Below are 25,941 nucleotides of genomic sequence, written 5' to 3'. Positions count from 1 at the left end.
GGGGTTCGGATGTACGCGTTCGGATGGACGAGGGGCGCGTCGGGGACATGGGCGGGGTGGGGGGGGGGGGGGGGGGGGGGCGGGGCGGGGCGGGCCGCCCCCCCCCCCCCCCCCCCCCCCCCCCCCCCGGCCGTTCGCCCGCCCGGTCAGAGCGTGGCGGTCGAGTCCGGGTAGTGGCCGGGCTCGCGGTGGCGCGGCGCGACCAGGCTCGACACGACCGGGGTGACCGTCCAGTCCGGGTGGTTCGGCATGCGCGGGGTCTTCGTCCCGTACAGCCAGTCGTTCAGGAAGCCCGACTGGTCCTGTCCGGAGATCTCGGTGGCGACCGCGACGTAGTCGGCGGTGGTCGCCGCGCGGTTGCGGTACCGGTCGAGGAACGTGCGCTCGATGCGGTTGAAGACGTCCTCGCCGACCAGCTCGCGCAGCGCGTACAGGACCAGGACTCCGCCCAGGTAGCGCTGGTTGTCGAAGAGGTTGACGGCGTTCGGCGCGGCGACGGGGCCCGAGGACTGACGCCACTGGTCGCCCCTGGCGTACGTGTCCTTCATCCGGGCTTCCATGGTGGTCAGGCCGAGCGAGTCGGCCCAGCCGCGCTCGTAGCGGTAGAGCAGCCCGTAGAAGTCCGCGTGGCCCTCGTTGATCCACAGGTCGGCCCAGTTGGCGGGGCTGACGCTGTTGCCGAAGTAGGAGTGGACCAGCTCGTGCATCATGTGCGAGCCGATCTTCTTCTCCTCCTGGAGCAGGAAGTTCGGCTTGTAGAGCGTCAGGGTCTGGGTCTCCAGGCCCGTGAAGTCGAAGGCGTTCGCGGCGTCGTTGTTGCAGGGCAGCAGCCCGTACGTCTCGAACGGGTAGGCGCCGAGGCGCTGTTCCAGCCATTCCACGAGGCCCGGGGTGAGCGCGAGCGCCGGCTCCAGCGCGGCGGCGCGCGCCGTCGGGACGACGTCCCGCAGCCCCAGCCCGTGCGGGCCCTGCCGCTCCTTGACGACGTAGTCGCCGACGGTGATCTGCACCAGTTCGGTGGCTATCGGGTCGGCCGAACGGTACGTGTACGCGGTCCGGTCGCCGTCGAGCTGCTCCGTGCGGGTCAGCGAGCCGCTCGCGACACCGCGCAGGGTGTTCGGCACGGTGATGCGGAAGGTGAAGTCCGCCTTGTCCAACGGGTGGTCGTTGCACGGGAAGACGGTGTGCGCCGCGTTGGGCTGGGGGCAGATGGCGAAGCCGTCGGGGGTGGGCACCCAGGCGGTGTACGCCAGCGTCCTGGCCGGGTCGGCGCCGTACTCGACGCAGACCGCGACGGCGCGGGACTTCGGCAGGGTCCGCACCGGGGTGATCCGCAGCTTCTCGTCCACCTGCTCGAAGCCGGCGGCCACGCCTCCGACCTTCACCGCGCGCACGTCCAGGCCGAGCGCGTCGAGCGAGAAGCGCGAGAGGTCCTGGGTCGCCTTGATCCGCAGGGTCGCCTTGGCGTCGACCAGGCGGGTCGTGGCGTCGTACGAGAAGTCGAGGTGGTACGCCTCGACGCGGTAGCCGTCGTTGCCGAGGGCCGGGTAGACGGAGTCACCGAGGGTCTCGGCACCCGGGGTGCCCTGATCCGGCTTCGCGGTCAGCGGCCGGGCCGAGGCGGTGGGGGCGACGGCGAGTGCGGCGGCGGTACCGAGCAGCGCGGCCGCGGGGGCCGTCACTCTGGTGCGATATCTCATCATTCGCTTTCGTTAGGGCGGCGGAGAGCCAGGGGGTCCGCCGTGAGATCAGGTGGGCGATCACTCTCATGTACGGCTGAGAGGGCCAACTGGTTGCCTCTGACGGGCACTTGCCGTTTTCACTGCGGCCCGCGCGTTCACATCCGCGGGCCGGACGGATGCCGGAGGTGTCCGTTCCGGGCGTTTCGCTCCGACGGGCCCGCTCCGGCGCCCGCGGCCGTTTTCCGCCCCTCCCGGTCCGACGCGGGACGGACCGCTGTCGAGTCGGGGGCGCTCACGAGATATCTTGATGTCGAGCAATGTTGCAGACGTGGAGCGGAGCACCCGGTGACTGACTCGACCATCATTTACACGCACACTGACGAGGCCCCGGCCCTGGCGACGTATTCGTTCCTGCCGGTGGTCCAGGCGTACGCCTCTCAGGCGGGTGTCACTGTGGAGACCCGTGACATCTCGCTGGCCGGGCGCATCATCGCCCTCTTCCCGGAGTTCCTCCAGGAGGACCAGCGCATCGCGGACGCCCTGTCCGAGCTCGGTGAGCTGGCCAAGACGCCCGGCGCGAACATCATCAAGCTGCCGAACATCTCGGCGTCGATCCCCCAGCTCAAGGCCGCCGTCGCCGAGCTTCAGGCGCAGGGCTACGCGCTTCCGGACTACCCGGACGACCCGAAGTCGGACGAGGAGCGCGACATCCGCGCCCGGTACGACAAGGTCAAGGGCAGCGCCGTGAACCCGGTCCTGCGCGAGGGCAACTCCGACCGCCGCGCCCCCGCGTCGGTCAAGAACTACGCCAAGGCCCACCCGCACCGCATGGGCGCGTGGTCGACCGAGTCGAAGACGAACGTCGCCACCATGGGCGTCGACGACTTCCGCTCCACCGAGAAGTCCGTGGTGATCTCCGAGGCCGGCACGCTGCGCATCGAGCTGGTCGGCGACGACGGCTCCACCACCGTGCTCCGCGAGTCCGTGCCCGTGCAGGCCGGCGAGGTCGTCGACGCGTCCGTCATGCACGTCGCGCCGCTGCGTGAGTTCCTCACCGAGCAGATCGCCCGCGCCAAGGCCGAGGGCGTCCTGTTCTCCGTGCACCTCAAGGCCACGATGATGAAGGTCTCCGACCCCATCGTCTTCGGTCACGTCGTGCGCGCCTTCTTCCCGAAGACCTTCGCGGCGCACGGCGAGACGCTCGCCGCCGCCGGTCTGACCCCGAACGACGGTCTCGGCGGCATCTACAAGGGCCTGGAGGCCCTCCCCGAGGGTGCCGAGATCAAGGCGTCCTTCGACGCCGAGCTCGCCGAGGGCCCGGCCCTCGCGATGGTCGACTCCGACAAGGGCATCACCAACCTGCACGTGCCGTCCGACGTCATCGTCGACGCCTCGATGCCGGCCATGATCCGCACCTCCGGCCACATGTGGGGCCCGGACGGCCAGGAGGCCGACACCCTCGCGGTCCTGCCGGACTCCTCCTACTCCGGCGTCTACCAGGCCGTGATCGAGGACTGTCGCGCCAACGGCGCCTACGACCCGTCGACCATGGGCTCCGTCCCGAACGTCGGCCTCATGGCGCAGAAGGCCGAGGAGTACGGCAGCCACGACAAGACCTTCGAGATCCCGGTCACCGGCACGGTCCGCCTCGTCGACGCGGCCGGCGACGCGGTGCTGGAGCAGACGGTCTCCGCCGGCGACATCTTCCGCGCCTGCCAGACCAAGGACGCGCCGATCAGGGACTGGGTGAAGCTCGCCGTCACCCGCGCCCGCGCCACCGGCAACCCGGCCGTGTTCTGGCTGGACGAGACCCGCGCCCACGACGCCAACCTGATCGCCAAGGTCCACGAGTACCTGACGGAGCACGACACCGAGGGTCTGGACATCCGCGTCCTGGCCCCGGTCGAGGCCACCAAGCTGTCGGTGGAGCGCATCCGCCGCGGCGAGGACACCATCTCGGTGACCGGCAACGTGCTGCGTGACTACCTGACCGACCTGTTCCCGATCCTGGAGCTGGGCACCAGCGCCAAGATGCTGTCGGTCGTCCCGCTGATGGCGGGCGGCGGCCTGTTCGAGACGGGCGCCGGCGGCTCCGCCCCGAAGCACGTCCAGCAGCTCGTCAAGGAGGACTACCTGCGCTGGGACTCCCTCGGCGAGTTCTTCGCCCTCGTACCGTCCCTCGAGCAGTTCGCGAAGACCACCGGCAACGCCCGCGCCCAGGTCCTCGCCGACACCCTCGACCGCGCCACGGCGACCTTCCTCGAAGAGGACAAGTCCCCGACCCGTCGCGTCGGCGGCATCGACAACCGCGGCAGCCACTTCTACCTGTCCCTGTACTGGGCGCAGGAGCTGGCTCGCCAGACCGACGACGCGGACCTCGCCAAGGCGTTCGCCCAGCTCGCCGAGACGCTGACCGCGCAGGAGCAGACGATCGTCGGCGAGCTGAACGCGGTCCAGGGCAACCCGGCCGACATCGGCGGCTACTACCAGCCCGACCCCGCCAAGGCCGCGAAGATCATGCGCCCGTCCGCCACCTGGAACGAGACGCTGGCGAACCTCGCCTGATCCACGCGTCACCCACGCACCACCTCGCGGGCTCGGCTCCGCACCCGCCGCCCCGGCCGGATCCTCCGGCCGGGGCGGCGGCGTGAGGTCTCCCGGCGCGTCACGGTGACGGAGAAGGCCACCTGGGCGATCACCGGTGGCGGGCCGGAACGCCCGTTCATAGCTTCGGCCCATGACCAGACAACAGATGGCCTACCTCGCGTGCACGGCTGTGGTCGTGGCATCGGGAGTGGGCGCAGCCCTGCCCGCCGACCACCCGTCAGTGCACCTGGTACGCCAGGGTGAATCCATCCAGAAGGCCGTGAACTCGGCGCGGGCGGGCGACACCGTCGTCGTCGCCCCCGGCACTTATCACGAGAGCGTCACCATCAAGGTGCGGGACGTGACCCTGCGCGGCGCGAGCGCCAGGTCCACCGTCATCGTGCCGAACACCGCCGCCACCGACGCCTGCGCCAAGGCCGGCAACGGCATCTGTGTGACCGGGACCGACAGCAAGCGCGTCCGCGGCGTCACCGTCGCGTCACTGACCATCAGGGGCTTCTCGAAGCAGGGTCTGTGGGCGACCGGCACCGACGGACTGACGGTACGCCGGGTCACCGCCGAGAAGAACGGCCAGTGGGGCATCGCCGAGGAGCGGTCCGTGCGGACCAGGTTCGTCCGCAACATCGCCAGGGACAACGGCGACGCCGGTCTCTTCGTCTCCAACACGGTCACCACCGAGGAGGGAGCCCGCGACACCAAGGGAACGGTGGTCGCCCACAACCTGACGAGCGGCAACCGGATCGGCATCACGGTCCGGCGGGTGCGGAACCTGACCGTCGCCCGCAACGAGGCCACCGGCAACTGCACCGCCGTGTTCGTCGTGGGCGACGAGAACAAGCCGCGTACCGGCGACCTGACCGTCACCGGGAACTACATCCACGCCAACAACAAGTCCTGCCCCAAGACCCCCCGTCTCCCTGCCCTCCAGGGCTCGGGCATCGTCCTCACCGGCGTCGAGGACACCCGCGTGACGCACAACCGCGTCGAGGACAATGCGGGCACCTCCCCGCTGTCGGGCGGCATCGTGCTGTTCAAGAGCTTCGTGGGCGCGCTCAGCGAGCGCAACGAGGTGCGCGACAACGTGGTCCTGCGCAACGGTCCCTCCGACCTCGCCAACCGCGACACCACCGGCAAGGGCAACACGTTCCGGAGCAACACCTGCAAGGTCTCCGAGCCCGCCGGAATGTGCTGAGTGGGGCACGACACAGAAACGAGGCACGAATGACAACTGTGGATCAGAGTCCCCCGCCGTCCATGCAACTGCGGGAACTCGTCTTCGGAGCGGCCCGCGCCGCCGCCGTACGCGCCGCGGCGCGACTGGGTGTGGCGGACGCCCTGGACGACACGCCCATGAGCGCGGAGGACCTGGCCGCCGCGGTGAAGACCCAGCCGGGGACCCTGCGCCGACTGCTGCGCGCCCTGTCCTGCCAGGGCGTCTTCACGGAGCGCCCCGACGGCACGTTCGCGCACACCGAGATGTCCCGGCTGCTGCGCGAGGACGACCCGAACAGCCTGCGCTACATCGCCCTGTGGTGCACCGAACCGTGGACGTGGAACGTCTGGCCGAAGCTCGACGAGGCGGTCCGCTCCGGCCGCAACGTCTTCGAGGAGGTGTACGACAAGGAGTTCTTCGAGTACCTCAACGAAGACGCCCCCGAGTCCGCGCACGTCTTCAACCGGGCCATGACGACGTCCAGTTCACAGTCCGCCCAGGACGTCGCGAAGCTGCTCGACCTGCGGGGCGTGAAGTCGGTCGCCGACATCGGTGGCGGCCAGGGTCACGTCGTGGCCAGTCTGCTGGAGAAGCACCCCAAGATGCACGGCACCCTGCTCGACCTGCCGGGCGTGGTGGAGAACGCCGACCCGCGCCTGCGGAGCGGCGGGGCGCTGTCCGACCGGGTGCGGATCGTGGCCGGGGACTGCCGCGAGGCCATCCCGGTCCAGGCGGACGTGTACATCATCAAGAACATCCTGGAGTGGGACGACGAGAGCACCCGCAGGGCGCTCGCGAACGTCCGCGCGGCCGCCCGGCCCGGCGCCCGCGTCGTCGTCATCGAGAACCTCGTGGACGACACCCCGTCGATGCGGTTCACGACGGCCATGGACCTGCTGCTGCTCCTCAACGTCGGCGGTGCCAAGCACACCCGGCAGAGCATGGTCGACCGGCTCACGGCGGCGGGTCTCGTCATCGGCGAGATCCGCCCGGTGAACCCCTATCTGCACGCCTTCGAGTGCACCGTCCCGGGCTGACCGGGCGACGCGCAGAGGAAAACCCGAGGCCGCCGGTTCCGCTTCGTCGCGGAGCCGGCGGCCTCGGGTTGTGTCACGGTGCCGATCAGGAGGCGGTGTCGCGCTCCCAGCGGTAGAAGCAGCGCGCCATGGCGTCCTTGGGGCTGCGCCAGGTCTGCGGGTCGTACGCGCTGACGTACGCCGACAGCTCCTCGCTGACGCTCCGGAACTCGGGGTGCCCGGCCACCTTGGCGATGGCGGGCCCCGGGTCCCGTTCGGATTCGATGAGGTGCAGGTACACGTCACCGAACTGGAAGAGGCTGCGCCGGCTGACCCCGATGAGGTGCGGGAGCTCACCCCGGTCGGAGGCGGCGAACACGTCGGAGATCGCCGGGGCCGAGTCGGGCGCCATACGGGCGACGATCAGGGCGTGGTGCATCGGGTGTCCTTCCTGTGCCGTTCCGGCGGTCAGCGGGGCATGGCCGCGGGGCTGCGGCGCTCACGGGCGGCCTGCTCGATCCGGTCCCGGATGAGGGCCATCTGCGTGACGGAGTTGCGGTTGATGTTGTCCGTCATCCAGGCGTCGTCGACGGGGGCGTCGGGCTTCATCGCGAAGTCCTGCACCCAGCGCATGTGCGTACCGGCCGGGGTCTCCTCGTACTCCCACCGGATGTTCATGTGCGCGAACGGCCCCGTCTCGACGCGGCGCGCCCGGACGGTCCGCCCGGCACGGTCCACGGTGCGCTGCGAGACCCAGCTCCACACCTTGCCGTTGTCGTCCGGGTGCATGGTGAGGCGGAAGGTGGTCGTGTCGCCGTCCCGGGTCAGGATCTCGAGGGACGCGTACTCGCTGAAGAGCCGCGGCCAGTTCTCGATGTCGTTCGTGATGTCCCACACGAGGTCGAGGGGGGCGTCGATGACGACGCTGTTGTCGGTGTGTCCGGCCACTTCAGGCTCCAGCCTTGAGGGTGTCGTTGATGAGGGCGAGGAACGCCCGCGGGGTCTTGCAGCGCTCCGCGTCGGGGGGCAGGGGCCGGCTGTACCGGTTCTCCAGTTCGCCGACGATGCCGAGCAGGGCGAGCGAGTCGAGTCCGAGGGTGCCGAACGGCGCGTCGAGGGACTGCGCGAGTTCGTGGGGGTCGACGGTGATCCCGGCTGCCTTCTTCATGAGAGCGGCCAGTTCGTCGACGGTCACTTCGGTGGTGATCATGTGGTTGTTCTCCTCACGTGCGGCCCGTCTACCGGGCGTGGTCGCCGCCGCGCCGCACGACCAGGGCCGCGTTGGACCCCATGAGGCCCCTGCTGAGGACCAGGGCCGTGCGCAGTTCGGCGGGTCGGGCGTTCGACGTCACCAGGTCGAGGTCGTGGCAGATGTCGAACACGTTGGGGGTGGGAGGGATCTGGCCGTGCTCCATCGCGAGGACCGCGGCCGCGGTGTCCAGCAGGGGCGCCCCGCAGTAGGCCCGGCCGATTCCCGTCTTGGGCGCCGTGACGGGTACCCGGGTGCCATGGGCCCCCAGGGCGTCGGCGATGGCCAGGGCTTCGGCGCGGTCGGCCGCCGGTACGCCGAGAGCGTCGGCGAAGACGACGTCGATCTCCTCCGGGGCGATGCCGGCCTCGGTGAGGGCGCCCCGGATCGCGTGGGCGAGCCCCTCACGGGACCGCTCCCACTGGGAGGCGCCGGTGAACGTGGCCGCGTGCCCGGCCACCAGGGCCCGGACCTCCGCTCCCCGCTCGCGCGCACGCCGCTCGTCCTCGACGACGAGCATGGCGCCGCCCTCCGCGGGCACGAAGCCGCAGGCTCCCTCGGTGAAGGGGCGGTAGGCGCGGGCGGGGTCCTCGACGGTACTGAGCTCGGGGTAGCCGAGCTGGCAGACCATCGAGTACGGGGCGAGCGGCGCCTCCGCGGCGCCGACGACCATCGCGCCCGTGCCGCGCCGCACACCGCGGGCGGCGTGCGCGATGGCGTCCAGTCCCCCGGCCTCGTCGCTCGCGACGACTCCGCACGGCCCCTTGAATCCGCCGCGGATGGAGATCTGGCCGGTGCTGGCCGCGTAGAACCAGGCGATGGACTGGTAGGGGCCGACGAACTTGGAGCCCTGGCCCCACAGTTTCTGCAGTTCGCGCTGGCCGAACTCGCCGCCGCCGGATCCGGCGGCGGTGACCACGCCGACGTCGTACGGGTCCTCGGGGCCGGCCGCTCCGAGGCCCGCGTCGTCGAGGGCCAGGACGGTCGCGGCCATCGCGAAGTGGCTGAAGCGGTCGGTCTGGACGAGGAAGCGTTCCTCGATGAGGTCCGCCGCGTCGAAGGCCCGGACCTCTCCCGCGACGCGCAGCGGCAGGTGTCCGCAGCCCTCGCGGGTGATCCGGTCCAGGACGGTGAGACCTTCCCTGACGGACTTCCAGTAGGCGTCGGTGCGCAGTCCGTTGGGGGCGATGACACCGATGCCGGTGACGGCCGCGTTCCGGGGGCGCTGCGTGCTCATCGTGTCCTCCCAGCCGGCCCGGTCAGGAGCACCGCGGACTGGAATCCGCCGAACCCGCTGCCGACGGAGAGCACGTTCCTGAGCTTCCGCGGGCGGGCGGTGCGCGGCACGTAGTCCAGGTCGCACTCGGGGTCGGGGGTTTCGTAGTTCGCCGTGGGCGGCACCACCTGGTGCTTCAGGGCGAGGACGCAGGCGACGACCTCGATCGCGCCGATCGCGCCCAGCGAGTGGCCCACCATGGATTTGATGGAGCTCATCGGTGTCCGGTGGGCGTGTTCGCCCAGGGACCGTTTGACCGCGGCGGTCTCGTGCCGGTCGTTCTGCCGGGTGCCGGAGCCGTGCGCGTTGACGTAGTCGATGCGCGTGGGGTCGAGCCGGGCCTGGTCGAGGGTGCTGTCGATGGCCCGGGACATCTCCAGGCCCTCGCTGGTGAGACCGGTCATGTGGTAGGCGTTGCCGTAGGTGGCGTAGCCGCCGATCTCGCAGTAGACGTGCGCGCCGCGGGCCCTGGCGTGCTCGTACTCCTCCAGGACCAGTACGGCCGCGCCCTCGCCCATGACGAAGCCGTTGCGGTTGGCGTCGAAGGGCCGGGAGGCGTGCTCGGCGTCGTCGTTGTCGGGCGACGTGGCCTTGATGGCGTCGAAGCAGGCCATCGTGATCGGGGATATCGGCGAGTCGGACGCCCCGGCTATCAGGACGTCGGCCCGGCCTTCCTCGATGGTGTGGAAGGCGTATCCGACGGCGTCGAGTCCTGAGGTGCAGCCGGTGGAGACGGTCTGCACCGGTCCCTGCGCCCCGAACCGTTCGGCGACGACCGAGGCGAGGGTGCTGGGTGCGAACGCGAGGTGCAGTTTCGGGTCGGCCGCCCGGTGGTCCACGTCCCACCGCCGGCCTCGCTCGCTGACCTGGACGTAGTCGTGTTCCAGACGGGTGGTGCCGCCGACGGCGCTGCCCAGGGAGACTCCGACGCGCCAGGGGTCCTCCCGGTCCGTGTCGAGGCCGGAGTCGCGGACGGCCTCCGCGGCCGCGACCACGGCGAACTGGATGTACCGGTCGGTGTGTTCGACCAGATCGGGGTCCAGGCCGTGCGCGAGCGGGTCGAAGTCGCATTCGGCGGCTATGCGCGAGCGCAGGCCCACCGGGTCGAAGAGCGTTATGCCACGGGTCGCGGTGCGGCCGCCTTCGAGGAGGTCCCAGAACGCCTTTGTCCCGGTGCCTCCCGGAGCGACCACACCGATGCCGGTGACGGCCACCCGGCGGGTCACTTTATGGCCCCGCTTCGTTCGGACGGCTGTCCGTGGTCCGGCGCGGACAGGTCGGGCACGGCGGTCATGAACTCGGGGCTCGGCACGGTGTCGTCGGTGGCCTCCGTGTCGACATGGCCGAGGCTCGGTCGCGGGGCGAGCGGGCCGAGGTGGAAGACCATGCGGGCCTCCTCGTCGCCGACGTTGCGGAAGCGGTGCCGCATGTCGATCGGGATCAGCAGGCCCTGATCGGGCCTGAGCGCGAACGCCTCACCGTCCAGGTCCACCTCGAGGGCGCCGCTGACCACGTACACGAACTCCTCGGAGTACGGGTGGTAGTGCTCGCCGATGCGCTCGCCGGGCTGGATGATCGCCAGGCCCATGAAGCCGCTGGTGGACCCCGCCGTGGCGGGCGTGAGCAGGGCCCGGATGTCTCCTCCGCGCCTGCGGTTGGGTTCCGTCTCGCTCAGGTCCACGATGCGTGGATGGTGCTTGATCATGCTTGAACCTCCGGGTGTGGCGAGGACGTCGGACGACGTCCGGGTACGCGGGCTGCGGCGGTCCGTCAGGACGGCCCCGAGCTCCGGTCGGTGATGGGCAGCATGTCGGCGTGGGCCAGGAGGCGGTTGGTGTTGCGTTCCGTCTCCAGGGAGCCTTCGACGCCGATCGCGGCACCGTCGAGGAGCCGCTCCAGTTCGGCCGCCTTCTTGGCCCCCTTGAGGCCGAGGGAGGCGACGGGGTCGAGGTCGAGGTCGCCGGTGATGTCGATGAGCCGCACCACGATGTCGTCGCGCTGGAAGACGGTGCTGCTGTACACCGGGCTCGCCGGGTCGTCGGCCGCGGCCTCGTCCTGGTGGGCGAGCAGCCGGGCCAGTTCCATTCCGCAGCCCTTGCGGGCCGGGTAGAACAGGGCGTGCCGGGTCACCTTCGCGGGTTCCTCGCGGCCGGAGACCACGTGGTGCACGGCGGGGAGCGCCGCACGGGTGAAGAAGACCCGCGCCGAGTCGGGGTCGCTCAGGTCCCGGTCCTGCTCCAGGTAGGGGTTGATGGCCTCCTCGACCGCCCGCACCTCGGGCTGGCGCGACACGTGGCGCAGTGCCGCGAGGAGGTCGCCCTCCACCTCCACGGCCCGCACGACGCGGTTGCCGTGCATGAACAGCGAGGTGCGGCGCAGCCGGGTGGTGTCGTCGACCTGGGCCTGGGGCGACTCGTACCCGGCCAGGATCTCCGCGACCTTCGACTCGGATCCGGGCTTGACGGTGAAGGTGAGGGCGTGGCGCGCGACTCCGTTGCCCTCGCGGGCCTCGACCTGCAGGGCCGACCTGGCCGGCTCCGGGGCGAGCGGTTCGGCGGGGCTGGTCTCGCGCAGGATGCTGTAGCGCATCGACCGGGTGTCCCGGACGCAGCTGTGCATGGGCCGGACGGTTTCGACGTGCTCCTCGCTGTTCACCCAGGCCAGGAAGGGCGGGGCGCTCTCCCACTCGCTGGTGATGAGCCACTGCGAGGGGTTCTCGATCGACTGGCAGAGCTGGTCACTGATGTGACCGGGGACCGAGGCGACCTGGTTGCGCATGAGTTCGTAGGCGTCGAGGAACTGCTGCTGGGCGCCTTCGTACAGGTCGAGCAGCAGGATCACCCGAAGCTTCGAGCCGTCGAAGGCCGACTGCGCGATACGTGCCGAGTTGGGCATTGCGGCACACCTCTCCTTTTCGTCACGGAAGTCCTGAACGACCGCGGTATCCGAAACGCCGGGGCCGCCATGAGCTGATCGTCACCGCGTGCCCGGTACTCCGCGAGCCCCGCGGGTCAGGCGAGTGAACCGCGCGCCATCCGGGTGCCCCAGCCGCGCGAACCGGCCCGCACCGGGCATGGAATCTGCATCCCCATCCCTGACTCGCGTCCCAGGCGGCGCTGGAGGCAATCGATGAACCGATTCGAAGAGGCCGGCGAGAACGGTCTCCATACGCCCGTCCTCATCGTCGGCGGCTCGCTGGTGGGCCTCTCGACCTCGCTGTTCCTGGGGCGCCTCGGGGTGCCGCACATCCTGGTCGAGCGTCACGCGGGTACGTCGATGCACCCGCGGGGGCGCGGCAACAACGTGCGCACCATGGAGATCTTCCGGGTGGCCGGGGTGCAGCGGCGCATCGAGGAGGCGGCGTCGGTCCTCGCGGACAACCACGGCATCCTCCAGACGCCGACCCTGGTGGGCGACGCCGGGGAGTGGCTGTTCAAGGAGATCGACCCCGGTGGCGGGCTGGCCCGCTTCAGCCCGGGCGCGTGGTGCCTGTGCAGCCAGAACGACCTCGAACCGGTGCTGCTGCGGAGTGCCCGGGAGCTGGGCGGCGACCTGCGGTTCTCGACGGAGCTGATGTCGTTCGAGCAGGACTCCGAAGGAGTGACGGCGAAGGTCAAGAGCCGGGAGACCGGCGAGCACATGACGATCCGCGCGGACTATCTCGTCGCGGCGGACGGTCCGCGCAGCCCCATCCGCGACACGCTGCGCATCGGCCGGACCGGGCCGGGCGACCTGTTCCACAACGTGAGCCTCACGTTCACCTCGCGCGGCCTCGCGGAGGTGGTCGGCGACCGCCGGTTCATCGTCTGCTATCTGACCGATCCGGCGGCCGACGGTGCTCTGCTGCCCGTCGACAACGAGGAGCACTGGGTCTTCCACGCTCCCTGGCACCCCGAACACGGGGAAACGCTGGAGGAGTTCACCGACGAGCGCTGTGTGGAGCACATCCGGCGGGCCGTCGGCGTGCCGGATCTCGACGTGGAGATCACCGGCCGTGCGGCCTGGCACGCGGCCGAGCGGGTCGCCGAACGGTACGCGCAGGGGCGGGTGTTCCTCGCCGGTGACTCGGCCCACGAGATGTCACCGACCGGGGCGTTCGGCTCCAACACCGGTATCCAGGACGCCCACAACCTCGCCTGGAAGCTGTCCGCCGTGCTGGCCGGGTGGGCCGGTCCGGGGCTGCTGAAGTCCTACGACGCCGAGCGCCGGCCGGTCGCGGAGGCGACGAGCGCGCGCGCCTCGTCGCGTTCGGTGGAGCACAGCCACCCCGGGTACACCCCCGAGCCCGGGGCGGGCGGTCAGGGCGGTCAGGGCGGCCCCGGCGGCAGGAAGGGCGGGATCCTCAATGTGGCGCTCGCCTACCGCTACCCGAGGGGCGCGGTCCTCGGCGCCGATCCGGCCGCCCCCGTCGTGCCCGAGGGCGTACGGCTGACGGGCGAGCCGGGGAGCAGGGCGCCGCACCTGTGGCTGACCCGCGCGGGCACCCGGATCTCCACGCTCGATCTGTACGAGCGCTCCATGGTGCTGCTGAGCTCGGCGGAGGGCTCCGGCGGCTGGCACGCGGCGGCGAAGGACACGGCCCGGCAGCTCTCCGTCCCCCTCGACTCGTACCGGATCGGCGGCGGGCCCGAGGCGGACCTGGTCCCCGCCGGCGACACGACCTGGGCGGAGGCCCACGGTGTCGGGGCGGACGGCGCGGTGCTGGTCCGCCCCGACGGCTTCGTCGCCTGGCGGTCCGAGGGGCCGTCCAAGGACCCCCGGACGACCCTGCGGAAGGCTCTGGTGGCACTGCTGGACCAGGCCTGACGTGACCCTTTCCGGGCGGTCCGAGGACATCGCCCGGCGCGTCGGCCGACAGCCGTCCCCACGGCGCACGGAAAACAGCCGGAGGCCGTATCGGAATTCCGATACGGCCTCCGGCCACGACCTCAACAGTCGGGACGACAGGATTTGAACCTGCGACCCCTTGACCCCCAGTCAAGTGCGCTACCAAGCTGCGCCACGTCCCGATGCGTCTTACGCGCGGTGTCCCGCGTGTTCGCGCATCCGAACCCTACCGCACGTCGGTGGATGACCGCGCACGCATTGTCATCGTCGCAGCGCAGGCGGGGTCTCCGTATGCGGGGCGGGGTCGCCGTAGGGGCGGGACGGAGCGCCCCGCGAGGCGGGAGGGGTCGGCGTCAGGCCGGCTCGTCCAAGTCGGCCGCGGCCGCCCGGAGCGCGTCGGCCAGCCGGGCGGCGGGCTCCGGCAGGGGGTGCGGAAGGCGGGCGAGGACGAGGCGGCGCCGCTCCTCGGGGCCGCCCCGCACGGACAGGATCCGCACACCGGGTGGCGCCGCGGGGGCCAGCGAGGCGGGAACGGTGGTCAGACCGCAGCCCGCGGCCACCAGGTGCAGTTCGGCCAGCCAGTCACGGGCGGCGTGGGCGATCACGGGACGCTCGTCCAGTCATCGATGTCGCCAACGGGGGCGCGCACGCGGTGCTGCGCTCCTTCGGCCCCGTACTGCGTCCCGGTGGGCGGCTGGTCGTCGTGGCCAGTTCGCTGGGCACGCGGGCCGGCCGCCACGTCACCCGGAGAGGCTTCTCAACCCGTAGGAACCGTGCGGTGGGGGGGGGGGGGGGGGGGGGGGGGGGGGCCCCCCCCCCCCCCCCCCCCCCCCCCGGGGGGGGGGGGGGGGGGGGGGGCCCGGGGGGGGGGCCCGGGGGCCGGCCCCCCCCGCCCCCGGGTGGGGGTACAAACCCCGTCGCACCGGGGGGGGGGGGGGGGCGGGGGGGCGCGCCCCCCCCGCCACCGGACCACCGGTCAGGCGTTGGGGTCGAACGTGATGCCGGCCGGCTTGGCCTTGGACAGGTGGGAGTTGAAGTTGCCGTCCTTGAGACCGAACGAGGCGCTGCCGAAGTTGTAGGCGCTCAACTTGTCGCGGAGCCCGGCGGGGTAGCCGTTCCAGCCGACCAGGGTCGGGAACTGCCAGGTGTGGTAGTGGTTCTCCGGCGGCTCGTCGTTGGTGTTCGCGGGCCGGAAGCAGTGCGTGCCGATGCCGTCCTTGTGGTAGACGACCTTGGGGTGTGTCCCGTCCCAGCGGATCTGGTCCCGGGTGTAGATGTTGAAGTTGCCGTGGGCCGACGTGGAGACGTACTTGGCCTCGTTGTTCTGGACCCACACCACGACGTGCTCCCAGTCGTTGCGGTGCCCGCCGAGGCCGCTGCCGACGACGGCCTGGTCCTTCTCCATGTAGAGGCCGTAGATGATGGCGCACCAGCCGTTGTTGCACTTCTCGCGGGAGTACCCGTTGGTGTTGTCCAGGTCCCAGGAGTCGCGGCAGTGGCCGTTCAGGGCCCCGGAGGGGTTGAGGCCGGGGTTGACCGTCCCGTCGGGGCCGATGGCGGGCGTGGGGTAGCAGCCGTCGGTGTCGTAGTCGAAGGCCGGCTGGAACGTCGACTCCAGCGCGTCCGCGTTCCCGGGCAGGGCCGTGGGCGGGTCGGCGAGGGCGCTGCCCGCGAAGGCGACGACCAGTGCGACGGCGCTGCCGAGCACGAACGAGACCTTGCCGGCCCGCGAGCTTCTTGTCACTGCTTCCTCCAGATCGACCGCGGCGTGGGGGCAGGGCAGACCAGCGGTCGTCTTGGCATGCCCAGATCAGCCTTCCGGGCGGGCGGGAAAAACACCAGAGGTCGCGGGTATCGGAGCGATGAAGGATCGGCCAATGGGGAGGGTGAGTAGGCCTGTTGGGGGATGCCGAACCCGACCGCCACCCGACTCCCTTGCGCAGCCGCCCGGTTGCCGCCGAGCACGCCCCGACACCCGCTGAAGCAGCCGGGAACGACCGCCGGGGCGAGGTTCATCACGACGGGACACGACGGGACCGGAACGCCCCGGAGGCTGGGATCGCGTCCGGGGCGGCAAGCGGCCGGTCAGCGCACCAGCAGGTCGATCACGCCGGTCAGGTCCTCCTCGCCTCCGCCCTCGGCCAGGCGGCGGCGCATCAACTCGAAGTAGGGGCTGAGCAGTTCGGAGCTGACACCCTGCTGCTCGGCGGTGCTCAGGAAGGTCGGCGTGCCGGCCACCTGCATGGCGAGGTCGGAAACAACGCCCTTGCTGTAATCCCCGCTCCGCAGCCGGTCGGCGGTCTGGTGAACGGCCGGCACCATGGCGACGAGCCAGTCCGCGAGCAGCGGGGCGAACGACACGGGGTCGATGTCCTCCTTGCGAATCAGGGCGAAGGCGTGCGCGGCCCCGGCGAACATCCCGTACATGGCGCTCAGCAGGGCCACGTCGTGCAGGGCCGCGAAGCCGGCGTCCTCGCCGACGTAAGTGGTGCCGACCGGGACGCGCAGCACCTCCTGGTGCCGCTCGAACACCTCCCGCGAGCCGCTGTAGAAGACGTAGCCTCCGGCTTCCGGGACACCGATCATCGGCGGGACGGCCATGATCCCGCCGTCCAGATAGCGGGCGCCGCGCGCGCGGGCCCACTCGGTGCGGGCGCGGGCCCGGGCAGGCGTGCTGGTGGTCAGGTTGACCAGGTCCCTGCCGGCCAGGTCGGCGCCGGCCAGTGCCTCGTCGACCGAGGCGTCGTCCAACAGGCAGACGACGATCAGGGTGTTCGCCGCGACCGCCGCGGCGGCGCTGTCCGCGACCTTCGCCCCCTCGGCGGCGAGCGCCGCGCCGCGGGCCGGGGTGCGGTTCCAGACGGTGAGCGGGTGGCCGGCGGCGAGCCAGGTACGGGCCAGCGCGGTGCCCATCGCGCCGAGGCCCAGCATCGTGACGGAGGTCTTCTCAACAGGGTTCCGTGTCATGCCGATTAGGCTGGCCACAGGCCCGGAGGTGATCAAGTACGCACTTCGGAGTGGGTGGTTACCCCGGGGTGAGCGAGCATGTCGGAAGGGTGGGGTCATGACGACGCTGAACCGGCCGGGCGCACCGGACGGACACGCCTGCGGGATCGACACCGCGATGGAGGTGATCGGCGGCAAGTGGAAGGTACTGCTCCTCTGGGCACTCCACGAGCACTCCCGCAGTCGCTTCGGCGAGTTGCGTCGACTGCTTCCGGGGATCACCGAGAAGGTGCTTGCCTCGCACCTGCGCGAGATGGAAGCAGACGGTGTCGTACACCGCGTCTCCTACGACGAGGTGCCGCCACGCGTCGAGTACTCGCTGACCGAGGACGGCACGCGCCTCAACGACGCACTCCAGCCGCTGGCCGCCTGGGGACGCGAGCGGCCGGCCGCTCGAGGGGTGGAGGAGAAGACGGGCTAAGACGTTTGGCGAATGCGCTGGTCACCGCCGCTTGTTGAGCACTGCGAGTCCGGCACGCACACCGGCAAGGCACCGTCCGCACCTGCAACGTGATCCGAACAGCAGACCCTAGCTCCGCGGATCCCACCCCTCGTACGCCGCCGTCAGCAATCCCAGAACGCCGTTCGCCGTGACCTCGCGGGGATTGGGGTAGGACTCGGCGGCGACCTGGGCCGCCGCGGGCACCAAGTCCGCCTCTCTCAGGCCGAGTTCGGCCAGGGTACGGGGAGCGCCGAGGCCCCCCGCGAGCTCCCGGAGGGCACGGGGGACGTCGTCGGTGTCCATGGCCCGCGCAAGGACGGCGACCGCTTCCGGGGCGGCGGCCGCGTTGTGGGCGAGGGTGTACGGGAGGAGCACGGTGTGGGTCTCGGCGTGCGGCAGGCCGAAGGTGCCGCCGAGGACGTGGGCCAGCTTGTGGTGCAGCCCCATGGTCGTCGCGCCGAGGCAGGAACCGCAGAGCCAGGCACCGTAGAGGGCCCGGGCGCGGGCCTGCGGATCTCCGGGGTCCGCGGCCACGCCGGGAAGGGCGCCGGCCATCGCCCGTACGCCCTCCTCCGCCATCAGGGAGACCAGCGGGGAGGCGTCGGGGGCGTACAGCGCCTCGACCGCGTGCGCGAGGGCGTTGACACCGCTGGTCACCGAGAGCGGGACCGGGAGGCCGAGGGTGAGATCGGGGTCGTAGACGACGCAGCGCGGCTGTACGCGGGGGTCGCGTCCGGTGCGTTTGACCCCCTGCTCGGTCAGGCCCCACACGGAGGTCATCTCGGAGCCCGAGTAGGTGGAGGGCACGGCGATCAGCGGCAGGCCGGTGCGCAGCGCGATCGCCTTGCCGAGGCCGATCGCGGATCCGCCGCCGACGGCGGCACACCCGTCGGCGCCCGCCGCCCGCGCCACCTCGACAGCCTCGTCGGCGACCTCCACGGGTACGTGCATCCGGGCGCCCGCGTGCACCCCCACACAGCTGTCGCCGAGCGCGTCCGCCACCGCGTGCGCGGCGTCGGCGCCCCGGCCGCCGCACACCACGAGGACCCGGTGCAGCGCGAGCCGCGCGACCTCTTTCGGTGTCGCGGTCACCGAGGCGCCGGACCGGAAGACGACCCGGGCGGGCCGGGTCTCGTAGGTGAAGTCGAGCGGGGCGCCCGGCTGGGTGGTCATTCCGGCTCCAGGACGAGGTCGAAGCGGGCGTGGCGGAAGGGGTTCGCGACACCGAACTCCCGTGCCAGCGCGGGGTCGTCGGTCTCGGCGAAGTCCTGGACGAGACTCCGCTTCACGGCGAAGACGGCGTCGGAGTCCAGATAGGGGCTGCCCGCCACGAAGATGTGCGTGGTGACGGGGGCGTGGCCCTCGGCCGAGGCGATGAAGTGGATGTGGGCGGGGCGCCAGGAGTGACGGCCGGTGGCCCCGAGCAGGGCGCCGACCGGGCCGTCGGTGGGGATCGGGTACGGGCTCGGTACACAGGTGCGGAACCTGAAGCGGCCCTCGGCGTCCGTGGTGAAGAGCCCGCGGCCGTTGCCGGGCGGCTGCGCGTCCGGCCGCTGGACGTCGTAGAAGCCCTGGTCGTCCGCCTGCCACACGTCGAGGACGGCGCCCGGCAGCGGAGTGCCGTCCCGGGACAGCACCCGGCCGCTGACCACGCACGGCTCGCCGGTGCCCACCAGGTCGATGGCCGCGCCGAGTTCCCGTGCGGGCGAGCGCGTCATGTGGAAGGGTCCGAGCACCGTCGGCTCCGTCGCACCCGGGTCGCCGTGGCCGTTCAGGGTCTCCACCAGCATGGAGACGCCGAGCACGTCCGACAGGAGGACGAACTCCTGCCGGGTGTCCGTGCACATGTGTCCGGTCGCCGCGAGGAAGGCCATGGCGCTCTCCCACTCCGCGGTCGTCGGCCGGCTCTCGCGGACGAAGGCGTGCAGATGGCGGGTGAGCGCGCCGAGCAGCTCACGCAGCCTCGGATCGGCCGTGCCCGCGAAACTGTCGACGACAGCGTCGGTGATCCTCGTGGTGCGTTCCCTGGCCATGCCCGCTCCCGTGGTCCAGCCGGTCGTCCTGCCGAGCGTGCCCAGGCTACGAGACCGGACGGGGCGCACCGCCCCGCGCCGACGAACCCCGACGCCGTGTCCGGCCACCGGGCTGCCGGGCTGCCGGGCAGCCCGGCTGAAACACCGTGGCCGACGCCGAGGTACGCACAATGACCCTTTCCGTGGGGCATCGTTGCCCTGGAGGATCACGCCCGCACCGGACGCACGGAAAGTATGATCAAGCAATGTCTGACTTGACCGAAACCACGCCCGGCTGGCTGTCCCGTGACGAACTGGAATCGGCCCGTGCCCGCATGCCGATCCTGTACGTCGAGGCCGTACCGGTGCGCGTCGACGACAACGGCGAAGTCACCCACATCGGGCTCCTGCTCGGCATCGGTCCGGACGGGACGGTCACCCGCTCCCTCGTCTCCGGCCGGGTGCTGCACCACGAGCGGGTCCGGGACGCCCTGCTGCGCCACCTGGAGAAGGACCTGGGCCCGGTGGCCCTGCCCCGGATCCCGGCCTCCCTGCAGCCCTTCACCGTCGCGGAGTACTTCCCGACCCTGGGCGTCACACCGTTCCACGACCCGCGCCAGCACGCCGTGTCCCTGGCGTACATCGTGCCGGTCACCGGCGACTGCCGCCCCCGGCAGGACGCGCTGGACCTGGTCTGGTTCAGTCCGGAGGAGGCCGCGTCACCCGTGGTCACGGACGACATGCCGGGTGGTCACGGCGTTCTGCTGCGGCAGGCGCTGGCGTACGTCGGACGTATCGCCTGACGCGGGTGCCGGTGCCCCGCGGGCGTCGGGGACGGGCGTGATCCCGTCCGGAGCGGCGGGCGGGCCGTCGACCCGCCCGCCGCCTGACGGCCCGCGACCGGCTGCGGCACGCCGGTGCGGGTCCGGGCGGGTGACAGGTCACCGCCCCTTCAGCGGCCGCTCCATACCGGGCCGCGCTTCTCCGCGAACGCGGTGGCGCCCTCGCGCGCGTCCTCGGAGACGAACACCGGCGTGATGATCCGCTGGTGGCGGCAGCGCCCCGCACCGGCCGGATACGGCCGCTCAGCGGGAGCCGGACGCGCCCTTCATCGACCGGTACGGCCCAACGGGAGCCGGACCTCGTCGGTGCTCAGATCCGCGCGTCCTCGACCGGGAAGGGCACGGCACGGGGACGCAGGACCATGAGCGGGCCCTCCGAGGTCGCCACCATGGCGAACGGGAACCGGTCGAGCTCGAGGCAGAGTGCGACGTCATCGGGATGGACGCCCTGACGCACGCCCGTCGCCAGCTCGCCGGCGGCGCGGGACCCGCCGGCACGGCGGAGGAACCCGGCCGCGTCGGTACCGGCCCCGGCGGCCCTCCCGGCGATGTACTGAGCGCACGCCAGATCCTCGTCGGCGCGGCCGTCCTCGCCGGTGACCACGAACGTGACGTCGTCGCACCGGCGGGCCCGCAGGATCCGCGCGGTCGCCTCCGCCACCACGAAGCCGGCGCACAGCACCAGCGACGCGTCCTTGACCGCGAGGGCGCCGACCGTCCCCGCCGTGGTCTTCTGCACGACGGTCCGTCCGTCGAGGTCGACGGACCGCAGCAGTCCCGGCGAGTTGACGAGGTCGAAGCCGGGGGCGGGCGGACCGTCCTTGAGCGCCACCCAGTCCGGGTGGCGGGCCTTGAGCGCCAGGACCTCGGCGAGCGACTCCGCGAGGACGATCTTTTCCGCCCCGCGGCCGAAGGCCCAGGCGGCCACCGTGTAGGCACGCATGACGTCGACCACGACCGCCACGGACGGGGTTTCGGTCAGTTCGGCGATGCCGAGGAAGCGGGCGTCCATCGTGTCATGATCGCGCAGACCCGGCTCGGGGCGTCGAGAGAGTGACCCGCATCACATCGATGGCCCTGGGGGCCGAGCCCCGGGTTCGATGGGCGGCAGCCGGGGCGTCCGGCGACAGCCGCGCCCCGGAGCAGGCCACGGCCGTACCCCGGAACAACGGAAAGGCCGTTCCCGCGTCGGCGGAAACGGCCTGCGACCTGCGTTTCGGCAAGTCGGGACGACAGGATTTGAACCTGCGACCCCTTGACCCCCAGTCAAGTGCGCTACCAAGCTGCGCCACGTCCCGGTGCTTTCACCCGCGGTGACCCGCGTGATCGTGCGAACAGAACTTTACCCCACGCCGGGGGCTGCTCCGCAGGGGGAGCGGGGCGCGCGACAATCGGCGTATGACCGGGACATCTGAGACGCGGCGGGCCGGCGGACGCGACCGGGACGCCGAGGGCCGGGCGCGGAACGCCCGGCCCCGTGACGGACTGGGGCGCCCGCTGCCGTACGGCGCGGCCGGTGTCGAGCGGGCGCCGGAGGGTGTCGTACGCCGGCCCGAGGACACGGTCGCCGAGGCGCAGGCACTGCTGGACGCGGGCAGGCCGTTCCACGCGCACGAGGTCTTCGAGGACGCCTGGAAGTCCGGGCCCCCGGACGAGCGCGGGCTCTGGCGGGGGCTGGCCCAGCTCGCCGTGGGGCTCACCCACGCGGCCCGGGGGAACGTGACGGGCGGCGCACGGCTGCTGCGGCGCGGGGCCGGAGGGGTCCAGGAGTGGACGTCGGCGACCGGACGGCCGCGGCCCCACGGCCTGGACCTCGCCGGCATCACCGGCTGGGCACGGGAGTTGGCGGCCGTCGTGGAACGCGACGGCCGACCGGTCGACCCGGCACGGGTGTCACCACGGCTGCGCGGCCGGGCCGTCTGACGAAGGCACGCCCTGCCCGTGGGTGCCGGGGTCCGGCCGGTGCGTCCACTGTCAGTGGCGTGGGGCAGACTCTCGGTGTGCGAAAGATTCATGTCATCGGCATCGGAGCGGGCGACCCCGATCAACTCACGCTTCAGGCGGTCAAGGCGCTGAGGAGCACGGACGTGTTCTTCATCCTGGACAAGGGCGAGGTGAAGTCGGACCTCGTCCGGTTGCGCCGCGACATCCTCGACGCGCACATACCCGAGAGGGCGTACCGCCTGGTCGAGGCCCGTGACCCGGACCGGGACCGGACGGCGGGCGGCTCGGCGTACTCGCCGGCCGTCGGGGACTGGCGCAGCGCCCGTGCCGCGATCTACGAGCGGCTCATCACCGAGGAGCTGGGCGAGGACGAGAGCGGCGCGTTCCTGGTGTGGGGCGATCCCGCTCTGTACGACAGCACGCTCGGCATCCTGGAGGAGATCCTGGACCGGGGCGCGGTGGCGTTCTCGTACGACGTGGTGCCCGGGATCAGCAGTGTCTCGGCGCTCGTCGCCCGGCACCGCACGGGGCTGAACCGGGTCGCCCGGCCGGTGCAGATCACCACCGGACGGCGCCTCGCCGAGGGCTTCCCGGAGGGGGTGGACGACGTGGTCGTGATGCTCGACGCCCATCAGGCGTTCCGGCGGTACGCGGACGAGGACATCGACATCTACTGGGGCGCCTACATCGGCACGCCCGACGAGATCCTCGCCTCCGGCCCGATCGCCGAGGCGGCTCCCCGTATCGAGCGGTTGCGCGCCGAGGCCCGGGAGCGCAAGGGATGGATCATGGACACCTATCTGCTGCGCAGGAATCCGGGAGGGTAGAGCGTCCGGCCGGCCGGTACACCGGGCGGGTCGCCCCGCATGCACGGGGAGCCCACCGGTGTGAGGGTGACGATTGTGACGATCACGGAGGACACCGCGCCGGCCCCGGCGGCGGCGCCCGGACCACCGGTGCTGGACAACCGCCGCCGCAACATCGTCTTCGCGACGATCGTGCTGGGCATGCTGCTCGCCGCGCTCGACCAGACGATCGTGGGCACCGCGCTGCCGACGATCGTGTCGGATCTGGGCGGCGCCGCGCACATGTCCTGGGTGGTGACCGCGTATCTGCTGGCCGAGACCGTGGCGACCGTGCTGGTCGGCAAGTTCGGCGACCTGTTCGGCCGCAAGGTGGTCTTCCAGGTGTCGGCGATCATCTTCATCACGGGTTCCTTCCTGTGTGGGCTCGCCACGAACATGACACTGCTGATCGCCTGGCGGGCGTTGCAGGGCGTCGGCGCGGGCGGTCTGATGGTGACGTCCATGGCGCTGATCGCGGACGTCATCCCGCTGCGCGAGCGGGGCAAGTACCAGGGCGCGATCGGTGCCGTGTTCGGTGTGGCCACGGTCATCGGGCCGCTGCTCGGGGGACTGTTCACGGACCATCTGTCGTGGCGGTGGGCGTTCTACATCAACGTGCCCCTCGCGATCGTCGTGGTGATCGCGGCGGCCCGCACCATCCCGGTGGTGAAGTCGGTGACCCGGCCGGTCGTCGACTACCTGGGCATCGCGCTCGTCGCGGTCGGGGCCAGCGCCCTGATCCTGGCGACGAGTTGGGGCGGCAACGAGTACGCCTGGGGATCGCCGGCCATCATCGGACTCTTCGCGGGCGGTCTGATCGCGCTCGGCCTGTTCTGCGTGGTGGAGACGCGTGCGGCCGAACCGATGCTGCCGATGCGGCTGTTCTCCAACCCGGTCTTCACGGTCTGCTCGATCCTCAGCTTCATCGTGGGGTTCGCGATGCTCGGCGCGATGACGTTCCTGCCGACGTATCTGCAGTACGTCGACGGGGACTCGGCCACGGTCTCCGGCGTGCGCACCCTGCCGATGGTCCTGGGGCTGCTCATCGCGTCCGTCTTCAGCGGCAACGTGGTCAGCAAGACCGGGCAGTACCGGATCTTCCCCATCGTCGGCTCCCTGGTGATGGCGGTCGGGCTGTATCTGATGTCGCGGATGGGACCGGAGACGGGGGCCTGGCTGGAGTCCCTGTACATGTTCGTGCTCGGCACCGGCATCGGGCTGTGCATGCAGGTGCTGACGATCGCCGTGCAGAACACCGTCGAGTACACCGACCTCGGCACCGCGACGTCCGGGGTCACCTTCTTCCGTACGCTGGGGAGTTCGTTCGGTACGGCCGTCTTCGGCACGATCTACACCAACGCGCTCAAGCCCAACCTGGCCGACGGGGTCAGGACGGCCGCCGAGACGGGCACGGCCGGACCGGCCGTCATCGCCAGGGCGGCGCAGAGCCCGGAGGGGCTGCACAGGCTGCCGCGCGAGGCGGCCGCGCCCATCATCGACGCGTACGCCGACACCATCCACACGGTGTTCCTGTGGACGGTCCCGGTCGCGCTCCTCGGCTTCGTCGTGGCGCTCTTCCTCAAGCAGGTGGAGCTGCGCGACAGCGCGCGCATGGGGTCGACGGACATGGGCGAGGGTTTCGCGTCACCGTCCACCGCGGACTCCCAGCGGCTGCTGGAGTTCTCCGTCGCGAAGATCATCGGCACCACGGAGATGGACACCGCGCGCCGGATCGTCTCCGAGTCCGACACCCGGCTGGACGTGGCGGGTGCCTGGGCCGTGATGCAGGTGGAGCTGTTCACCCGGATGGTCGGCCACGCCAACCTCGCGCTGATCGCCGCCCGGCGCCATCTGCCTCCCGAGGTGCTCGTCCCGGTCTTCCAGCGCATGGTCGACGAGGGCTATCTGACCCGGCACGGCTCGCTGTTCTCGCACACCGCGGCGGGTGAGCGCGAGGCGCGGGTGATCAGCGAGGCCTGGGGCCGGTGGCTCGCCGGGCGCGTCGAGCAGGACATCGGCCGCCCGTCCGGCACGGAACTGCGCGCCGCCGTCGACACCATCGCCAAGCGTCTGCTGGTCGAGGACCTGACGCAGGGTCTGCCGGACCGCACGCCGGAACTGACATCGGCCGCCAGGAGCTGACCGGACCGGCCGGACCCGCGAGGCGGGCTCAGCGGAGCAGCAGCTGCACTCCGCCCACCACCGTCGCCCCGATCACCAGGCGTTCGAAGAGCAGTTGGTTGATGCGCTTCACCGCCCACTTCCCGACGAACGCCCCCGGCACCACGAACACGGCCAGGGCCGCGTCCAGCAGCAGCGAACGCCCGTCGATCAGACCGAGGCCCGCGCTGAACGGCAGCTTGGAGACGTTGACGATCAGGAAGAAGAAGGCGGAGGTGCCGAGGAAGCCGAGCTTGCGGAAGCCCGCCGAGAGGAGGTACATCGACATGACCGGGCCGCCCGCGTTCGCGACCATGGTGGTGAAGCCGCCGAGGACTCCGTAGGAACGCGCCTTGACGCGGCCCGCGCGGGTCACGACCGCGTCGGGTTCCTCGTCCTGGACGGCGGCCCGGCGGCGCCACAGCGTGATCCCGGTCATCAGCAGCAGGGTCGCGCCGATCGAGGCCCGTACGACCCCGTCGTCGGCCCACACCAGGAACAGCGTGCCGAGGACGACACCGGCGGCGACCGCCGGGAAGAGCCGCCACAGCGTCGGCCAGTGGGCGTGGCGCCGGTAGGTGGCGACGGCCAGCACATCGCCGACGATCAGGAGGGGCAGCAGGACGCCCGTCGAGGCGCGGGCGGGCAGTACGGCGGCGAAGACCGCCAGGCTGACCGTGTTGGCGCCGCTGACGGCGGTCTTGGAGAAGCCGACGAGCAGAGCCGCGGCGGCGAGGGCGGCGAACTCCCCCGTGGATATGTGCCAGAGCGTCATCGTGTTCATGCGGGGATTGATGCTATGCCCACGGTGCTCGTGCGG

24 protein-coding genes and 2 tRNA genes are annotated in these 25,941 nt (G+C 71.5%); 9 read left to right on the top strand and 17 right to left on the bottom strand.

Annotated elements, in window-relative coordinates; genetic code table 11:
• Window positions 1-146: 146 nt before the first annotated feature.
• Window positions 147-1,700, bottom strand: a complete 1,554-nt coding sequence (locus tag ACFYW9_RS37025; RefSeq protein WP_389159479.1) for a M1 family metallopeptidase — start codon at window positions 1,698-1,700, stop codon at window positions 147-149.
• Between the two features lie 327 nt (window positions 1,701-2,027).
• On the opposite strand from ACFYW9_RS37025, the gene ACFYW9_RS37020 reads away from it, so the two are divergent.
• The 3 genes from ACFYW9_RS37020 to ACFYW9_RS37010 all read left to right on the top strand — a co-directional run bounded on the left by ACFYW9_RS37020 (window position 2,028) and on the right by ACFYW9_RS37010 (window position 6,539).
• Window positions 2,028-4,247 carry an NADP-dependent isocitrate dehydrogenase gene (locus ACFYW9_RS37020; protein ID WP_389159478.1) on the top strand — a complete coding sequence of 740 codons (2,220 nt, stop codon included), beginning with the start codon at window positions 2,028-2,030 and terminating at the stop codon, window positions 4,245-4,247.
• 172 nt (window positions 4,248-4,419) lie between these two features.
• On the top strand, window positions 4,420-5,481 hold the full coding sequence (locus ACFYW9_RS37015; RefSeq protein WP_389159477.1) for a nitrous oxide reductase family maturation protein NosD: 1,062 nt from the start codon (window positions 4,420-4,422) through the stop codon (window positions 5,479-5,481).
• A gap of 29 nt (window positions 5,482-5,510) precedes the next feature.
• On the top strand, window positions 5,511-6,539 hold the full coding sequence (locus tag ACFYW9_RS37010; RefSeq protein WP_389159476.1) for a methyltransferase: 1,029 nt from the start codon (window positions 5,511-5,513) through the stop codon (window positions 6,537-6,539).
• A gap of 85 nt (window positions 6,540-6,624) precedes the next feature.
• Here ACFYW9_RS37010 and ACFYW9_RS37005 read toward each other — a convergent pair whose 3' ends face one another.
• From ACFYW9_RS37005 to ACFYW9_RS36975, 7 genes are all read right to left on the bottom strand, one after another.
• Window positions 6,625-6,957 (bottom strand): TcmI family type II polyketide cyclase, encoded by a 333-nt coding sequence (locus tag ACFYW9_RS37005; RefSeq protein ID WP_329302933.1) that lies wholly within the window; start codon window positions 6,955-6,957, stop codon window positions 6,625-6,627.
• Window positions 6,958-6,986: 29 nt separating this feature from the next.
• Window positions 6,987-7,466: an SRPBCC family protein gene (locus tag ACFYW9_RS37000; RefSeq protein ID WP_351870459.1), complete on the bottom strand. Its 480-nt coding sequence runs from the start codon at window positions 7,464-7,466 to the stop codon at window positions 6,987-6,989.
• Between the two features lies 1 nt (window position 7,467).
• Entirely contained in the window at window positions 7,468-7,728 is a 261-nt protein-coding gene (locus ACFYW9_RS36995; RefSeq protein ID WP_326784246.1) for an acyl carrier protein, read from the bottom strand.
• Window positions 7,729-7,756: 28 nt separating this feature from the next.
• A complete protein-coding gene (locus ACFYW9_RS36990; protein ID WP_351870461.1) occupies window positions 7,757-9,004 on the bottom strand; it encodes a ketosynthase chain-length factor in 1,248 nt (415 codons plus the stop codon).
• Window positions 9,001-10,269 (bottom strand): beta-ketoacyl-[acyl-carrier-protein] synthase family protein, encoded by a 1,269-nt coding sequence (locus tag ACFYW9_RS36985; RefSeq protein WP_351870463.1) that lies wholly within the window; start codon window positions 10,267-10,269, stop codon window positions 9,001-9,003. Before ACFYW9_RS36985 ends, ACFYW9_RS36990 begins: the two co-directional genes overlap by 4 nt.
• Window positions 10,266-10,748 (bottom strand): cupin domain-containing protein, encoded by a 483-nt coding sequence (locus tag ACFYW9_RS36980; protein WP_328672847.1) that lies wholly within the window; start codon window positions 10,746-10,748, stop codon window positions 10,266-10,268. The genes ACFYW9_RS36985 and ACFYW9_RS36980 overlap by 4 nt, the downstream gene beginning before the upstream one ends.
• 65 nt (window positions 10,749-10,813) lie before the next feature.
• A complete protein-coding gene (locus tag ACFYW9_RS36975; RefSeq protein WP_389159475.1) occupies window positions 10,814-11,938 on the bottom strand; it encodes a SchA/CurD-like domain-containing protein in 1,125 nt (374 codons plus the stop codon).
• A 234-nt stretch (window positions 11,939-12,172) separates the two neighbouring features.
• On the opposite strand from ACFYW9_RS36975, the gene ACFYW9_RS36970 reads away from it, so the two are divergent.
• The gene (locus tag ACFYW9_RS36970; RefSeq protein WP_389159474.1) at window positions 12,173-13,849 is read left to right on the top strand and encodes an FAD-dependent oxidoreductase; all 1,677 of its coding nucleotides are present in this window, start codon (window positions 12,173-12,175) and stop codon (window positions 13,847-13,849) included.
• Between the two features lie 129 nt (window positions 13,850-13,978).
• Here the strand turns inward: ACFYW9_RS36970 and ACFYW9_RS36965 are convergent.
• From ACFYW9_RS36965 to ACFYW9_RS36950, 4 genes are all read right to left on the bottom strand, one after another.
• Window positions 13,979-14,052 (bottom strand) — tRNA-Pro (locus ACFYW9_RS36965).
• A 171-nt stretch (window positions 14,053-14,223) separates the two neighbouring features.
• A complete protein-coding gene (locus tag ACFYW9_RS36960; RefSeq protein ID WP_389159473.1) occupies window positions 14,224-14,475 on the bottom strand; it encodes a transcriptional regulator in 252 nt (83 codons plus the stop codon).
• Between the two features lie 371 nt (window positions 14,476-14,846).
• The gene (locus tag ACFYW9_RS36955) at window positions 14,847-15,614 is read right to left on the bottom strand and encodes an NPP1 family protein (RefSeq protein ID WP_389159472.1); all 768 of its coding nucleotides are present in this window, start codon (window positions 15,612-15,614) and stop codon (window positions 14,847-14,849) included.
• Between the two features lie 341 nt (window positions 15,615-15,955).
• Window positions 15,956-16,837, bottom strand: a complete 882-nt coding sequence (locus ACFYW9_RS36950; protein ID WP_389159471.1) for an NAD(P)-dependent oxidoreductase — start codon at window positions 16,835-16,837, stop codon at window positions 15,956-15,958.
• A 97-nt stretch (window positions 16,838-16,934) separates the two neighbouring features.
• Between ACFYW9_RS36950 and ACFYW9_RS36945 the strand changes: the two genes are divergently transcribed.
• A complete protein-coding gene (locus ACFYW9_RS36945; RefSeq protein WP_389159470.1) occupies window positions 16,935-17,297 on the top strand; it encodes a winged helix-turn-helix transcriptional regulator in 363 nt (120 codons plus the stop codon).
• A gap of 108 nt (window positions 17,298-17,405) precedes the next feature.
• Here the strand turns inward: ACFYW9_RS36945 and ACFYW9_RS36940 are convergent, their stop codons facing one another.
• Both ACFYW9_RS36940 and ACFYW9_RS36935 read right to left on the bottom strand, forming a co-directional pair.
• Complete coding sequence (locus tag ACFYW9_RS36940) at window positions 17,406-18,491, bottom strand: maleylacetate reductase (protein WP_389159469.1); 1,086 nt, start codon at window positions 18,489-18,491, stop codon at window positions 17,406-17,408.
• A complete protein-coding gene (locus tag ACFYW9_RS36935) occupies window positions 18,488-19,351 on the bottom strand; it encodes a dioxygenase (protein WP_389159468.1) in 864 nt (287 codons plus the stop codon). The genes ACFYW9_RS36940 and ACFYW9_RS36935 overlap by 4 nt, the downstream gene beginning before the upstream one ends.
• Window positions 19,352-19,596: 245 nt before the next feature.
• Between ACFYW9_RS36935 and ACFYW9_RS36930 the strand changes: the two genes are divergently transcribed.
• Entirely contained in the window at window positions 19,597-20,133 is a 537-nt protein-coding gene (locus tag ACFYW9_RS36930; RefSeq protein ID WP_326784256.1) for an NUDIX hydrolase family protein, read from the top strand.
• A gap of 349 nt (window positions 20,134-20,482) precedes the next feature.
• Here ACFYW9_RS36930 and ACFYW9_RS36925 read toward each other — a convergent pair whose 3' ends face one another.
• A complete protein-coding gene (locus tag ACFYW9_RS36925; RefSeq protein ID WP_389159467.1) occupies window positions 20,483-21,184 on the bottom strand; it encodes a 2-phosphosulfolactate phosphatase in 702 nt (233 codons plus the stop codon).
• 212 nt (window positions 21,185-21,396) lie between these two features.
• Window positions 21,397-21,470 (bottom strand) — tRNA-Pro (locus ACFYW9_RS36920).
• 100 nt (window positions 21,471-21,570) lie between these two features.
• Here ACFYW9_RS36920 and ACFYW9_RS36915 point away from each other — a divergent pair.
• The 3 genes from ACFYW9_RS36915 (at window position 21,571) to ACFYW9_RS36905 (ending at window position 25,103) form a co-directional block, all read left to right on the top strand.
• Window positions 21,571-22,095 (top strand): DUF309 domain-containing protein, encoded by a 525-nt coding sequence (locus ACFYW9_RS36915; RefSeq protein ID WP_389159466.1) that lies wholly within the window; start codon window positions 21,571-21,573, stop codon window positions 22,093-22,095.
• A 77-nt stretch (window positions 22,096-22,172) separates the two neighbouring features.
• A complete protein-coding gene (cobF, locus tag ACFYW9_RS36910; protein ID WP_389159465.1) occupies window positions 22,173-22,943 on the top strand; it encodes a precorrin-6A synthase (deacetylating) in 771 nt (256 codons plus the stop codon).
• 75 nt (window positions 22,944-23,018) lie between these two features.
• Window positions 23,019-25,103, top strand: a complete 2,085-nt coding sequence (locus ACFYW9_RS36905; protein WP_389159464.1) for an MDR family MFS transporter — start codon at window positions 23,019-23,021, stop codon at window positions 25,101-25,103.
• A 28-nt stretch (window positions 25,104-25,131) separates the two neighbouring features.
• Here the strand turns inward: ACFYW9_RS36905 and ACFYW9_RS36900 are convergent, their stop codons facing one another.
• Window positions 25,132-25,905 carry a sulfite exporter TauE/SafE family protein gene (locus ACFYW9_RS36900; protein ID WP_387301273.1) on the bottom strand — a complete coding sequence of 258 codons (774 nt, stop codon included), beginning with the start codon at window positions 25,903-25,905 and terminating at the stop codon, window positions 25,132-25,134.
• Window positions 25,906-25,941: the final 36 nt, after the last annotated feature.

The organism is Streptomyces sp. NPDC002698 (genome assembly GCF_042888945.1).
Taxonomy (GTDB): Bacteria; Actinomycetota; Actinomycetes; order Streptomycetales; family Streptomycetaceae; genus Streptomyces.
Note: the sequence above shows the minus strand (reverse complement) of the source record. Positions and strands in the feature narration are given on the sequence as shown.

What these genes read in the sequence shown, in the direction of transcription:
- ACFYW9_RS36925 (WP_389159467.1), bottom strand. Translation starts at nt 21,184, where the DNA reads ATGGACGCCCGCTTCCTCGGCATCGCCGAACTGACCGAAACCCCGTCC.
- ACFYW9_RS36915 (WP_389159466.1), top strand. Translation starts at nt 21,571, where the DNA reads ATGACCGGGACATCTGAGACGCGGCGGGCCGGCGGACGCGACCGGGAC.
- ACFYW9_RS36980 (WP_328672847.1), bottom strand. Translation starts at nt 10,748, where the DNA reads ATGATCAAGCACCATCCACGCATCGTGGACCTGAGCGAGACGGAACCC.
- ACFYW9_RS36940 (WP_389159469.1), bottom strand. Translation starts at nt 18,491, where the DNA reads ATGACCACCCAGCCGGGCGCCCCGCTCGACTTCACCTACGAGACCCGG.
- ACFYW9_RS36970 (WP_389159474.1), top strand. Translation starts at nt 12,173, where the DNA reads ATGAACCGATTCGAAGAGGCCGGCGAGAACGGTCTCCATACGCCCGTC.
- ACFYW9_RS36950 (WP_389159471.1), bottom strand. Translation starts at nt 16,837, where the DNA reads ATGACACGGAACCCTGTTGAGAAGACCTCCGTCACGATGCTGGGCCTC.
- ACFYW9_RS36975 (WP_389159475.1), bottom strand. Translation starts at nt 11,938, where the DNA reads ATGCCCAACTCGGCACGTATCGCGCAGTCGGCCTTCGACGGCTCGAAG.
- ACFYW9_RS36945 (WP_389159470.1), top strand. Translation starts at nt 16,935, where the DNA reads ATGACGACGCTGAACCGGCCGGGCGCACCGGACGGACACGCCTGCGGG.
- ACFYW9_RS36995 (WP_326784246.1), bottom strand. Translation starts at nt 7,728, where the DNA reads ATGATCACCACCGAAGTGACCGTCGACGAACTGGCCGCTCTCATGAAG.
- ACFYW9_RS36990 (WP_351870461.1), bottom strand. Translation starts at nt 9,004, where the DNA reads ATGAGCACGCAGCGCCCCCGGAACGCGGCCGTCACCGGCATCGGTGTC.
- ACFYW9_RS37015 (WP_389159477.1), top strand. Translation starts at nt 4,420, where the DNA reads ATGACCAGACAACAGATGGCCTACCTCGCGTGCACGGCTGTGGTCGTG.
- ACFYW9_RS37005 (WP_329302933.1), bottom strand. Translation starts at nt 6,957, where the DNA reads ATGCACCACGCCCTGATCGTCGCCCGTATGGCGCCCGACTCGGCCCCG.
- ACFYW9_RS36930 (WP_326784256.1), top strand. Translation starts at nt 19,597, where the DNA reads ATGTCTGACTTGACCGAAACCACGCCCGGCTGGCTGTCCCGTGACGAA.
- ACFYW9_RS37010 (WP_389159476.1), top strand. Translation starts at nt 5,511, where the DNA reads ATGACAACTGTGGATCAGAGTCCCCCGCCGTCCATGCAACTGCGGGAA.
- ACFYW9_RS36900 (WP_387301273.1), bottom strand. Translation starts at nt 25,905, where the DNA reads ATGAACACGATGACGCTCTGGCACATATCCACGGGGGAGTTCGCCGCC.
- ACFYW9_RS36935 (WP_389159468.1), bottom strand. Translation starts at nt 19,351, where the DNA reads ATGGCCAGGGAACGCACCACGAGGATCACCGACGCTGTCGTCGACAGT.
- ACFYW9_RS37025 (WP_389159479.1), bottom strand. Translation starts at nt 1,700, where the DNA reads ATGAGATATCGCACCAGAGTGACGGCCCCCGCGGCCGCGCTGCTCGGT.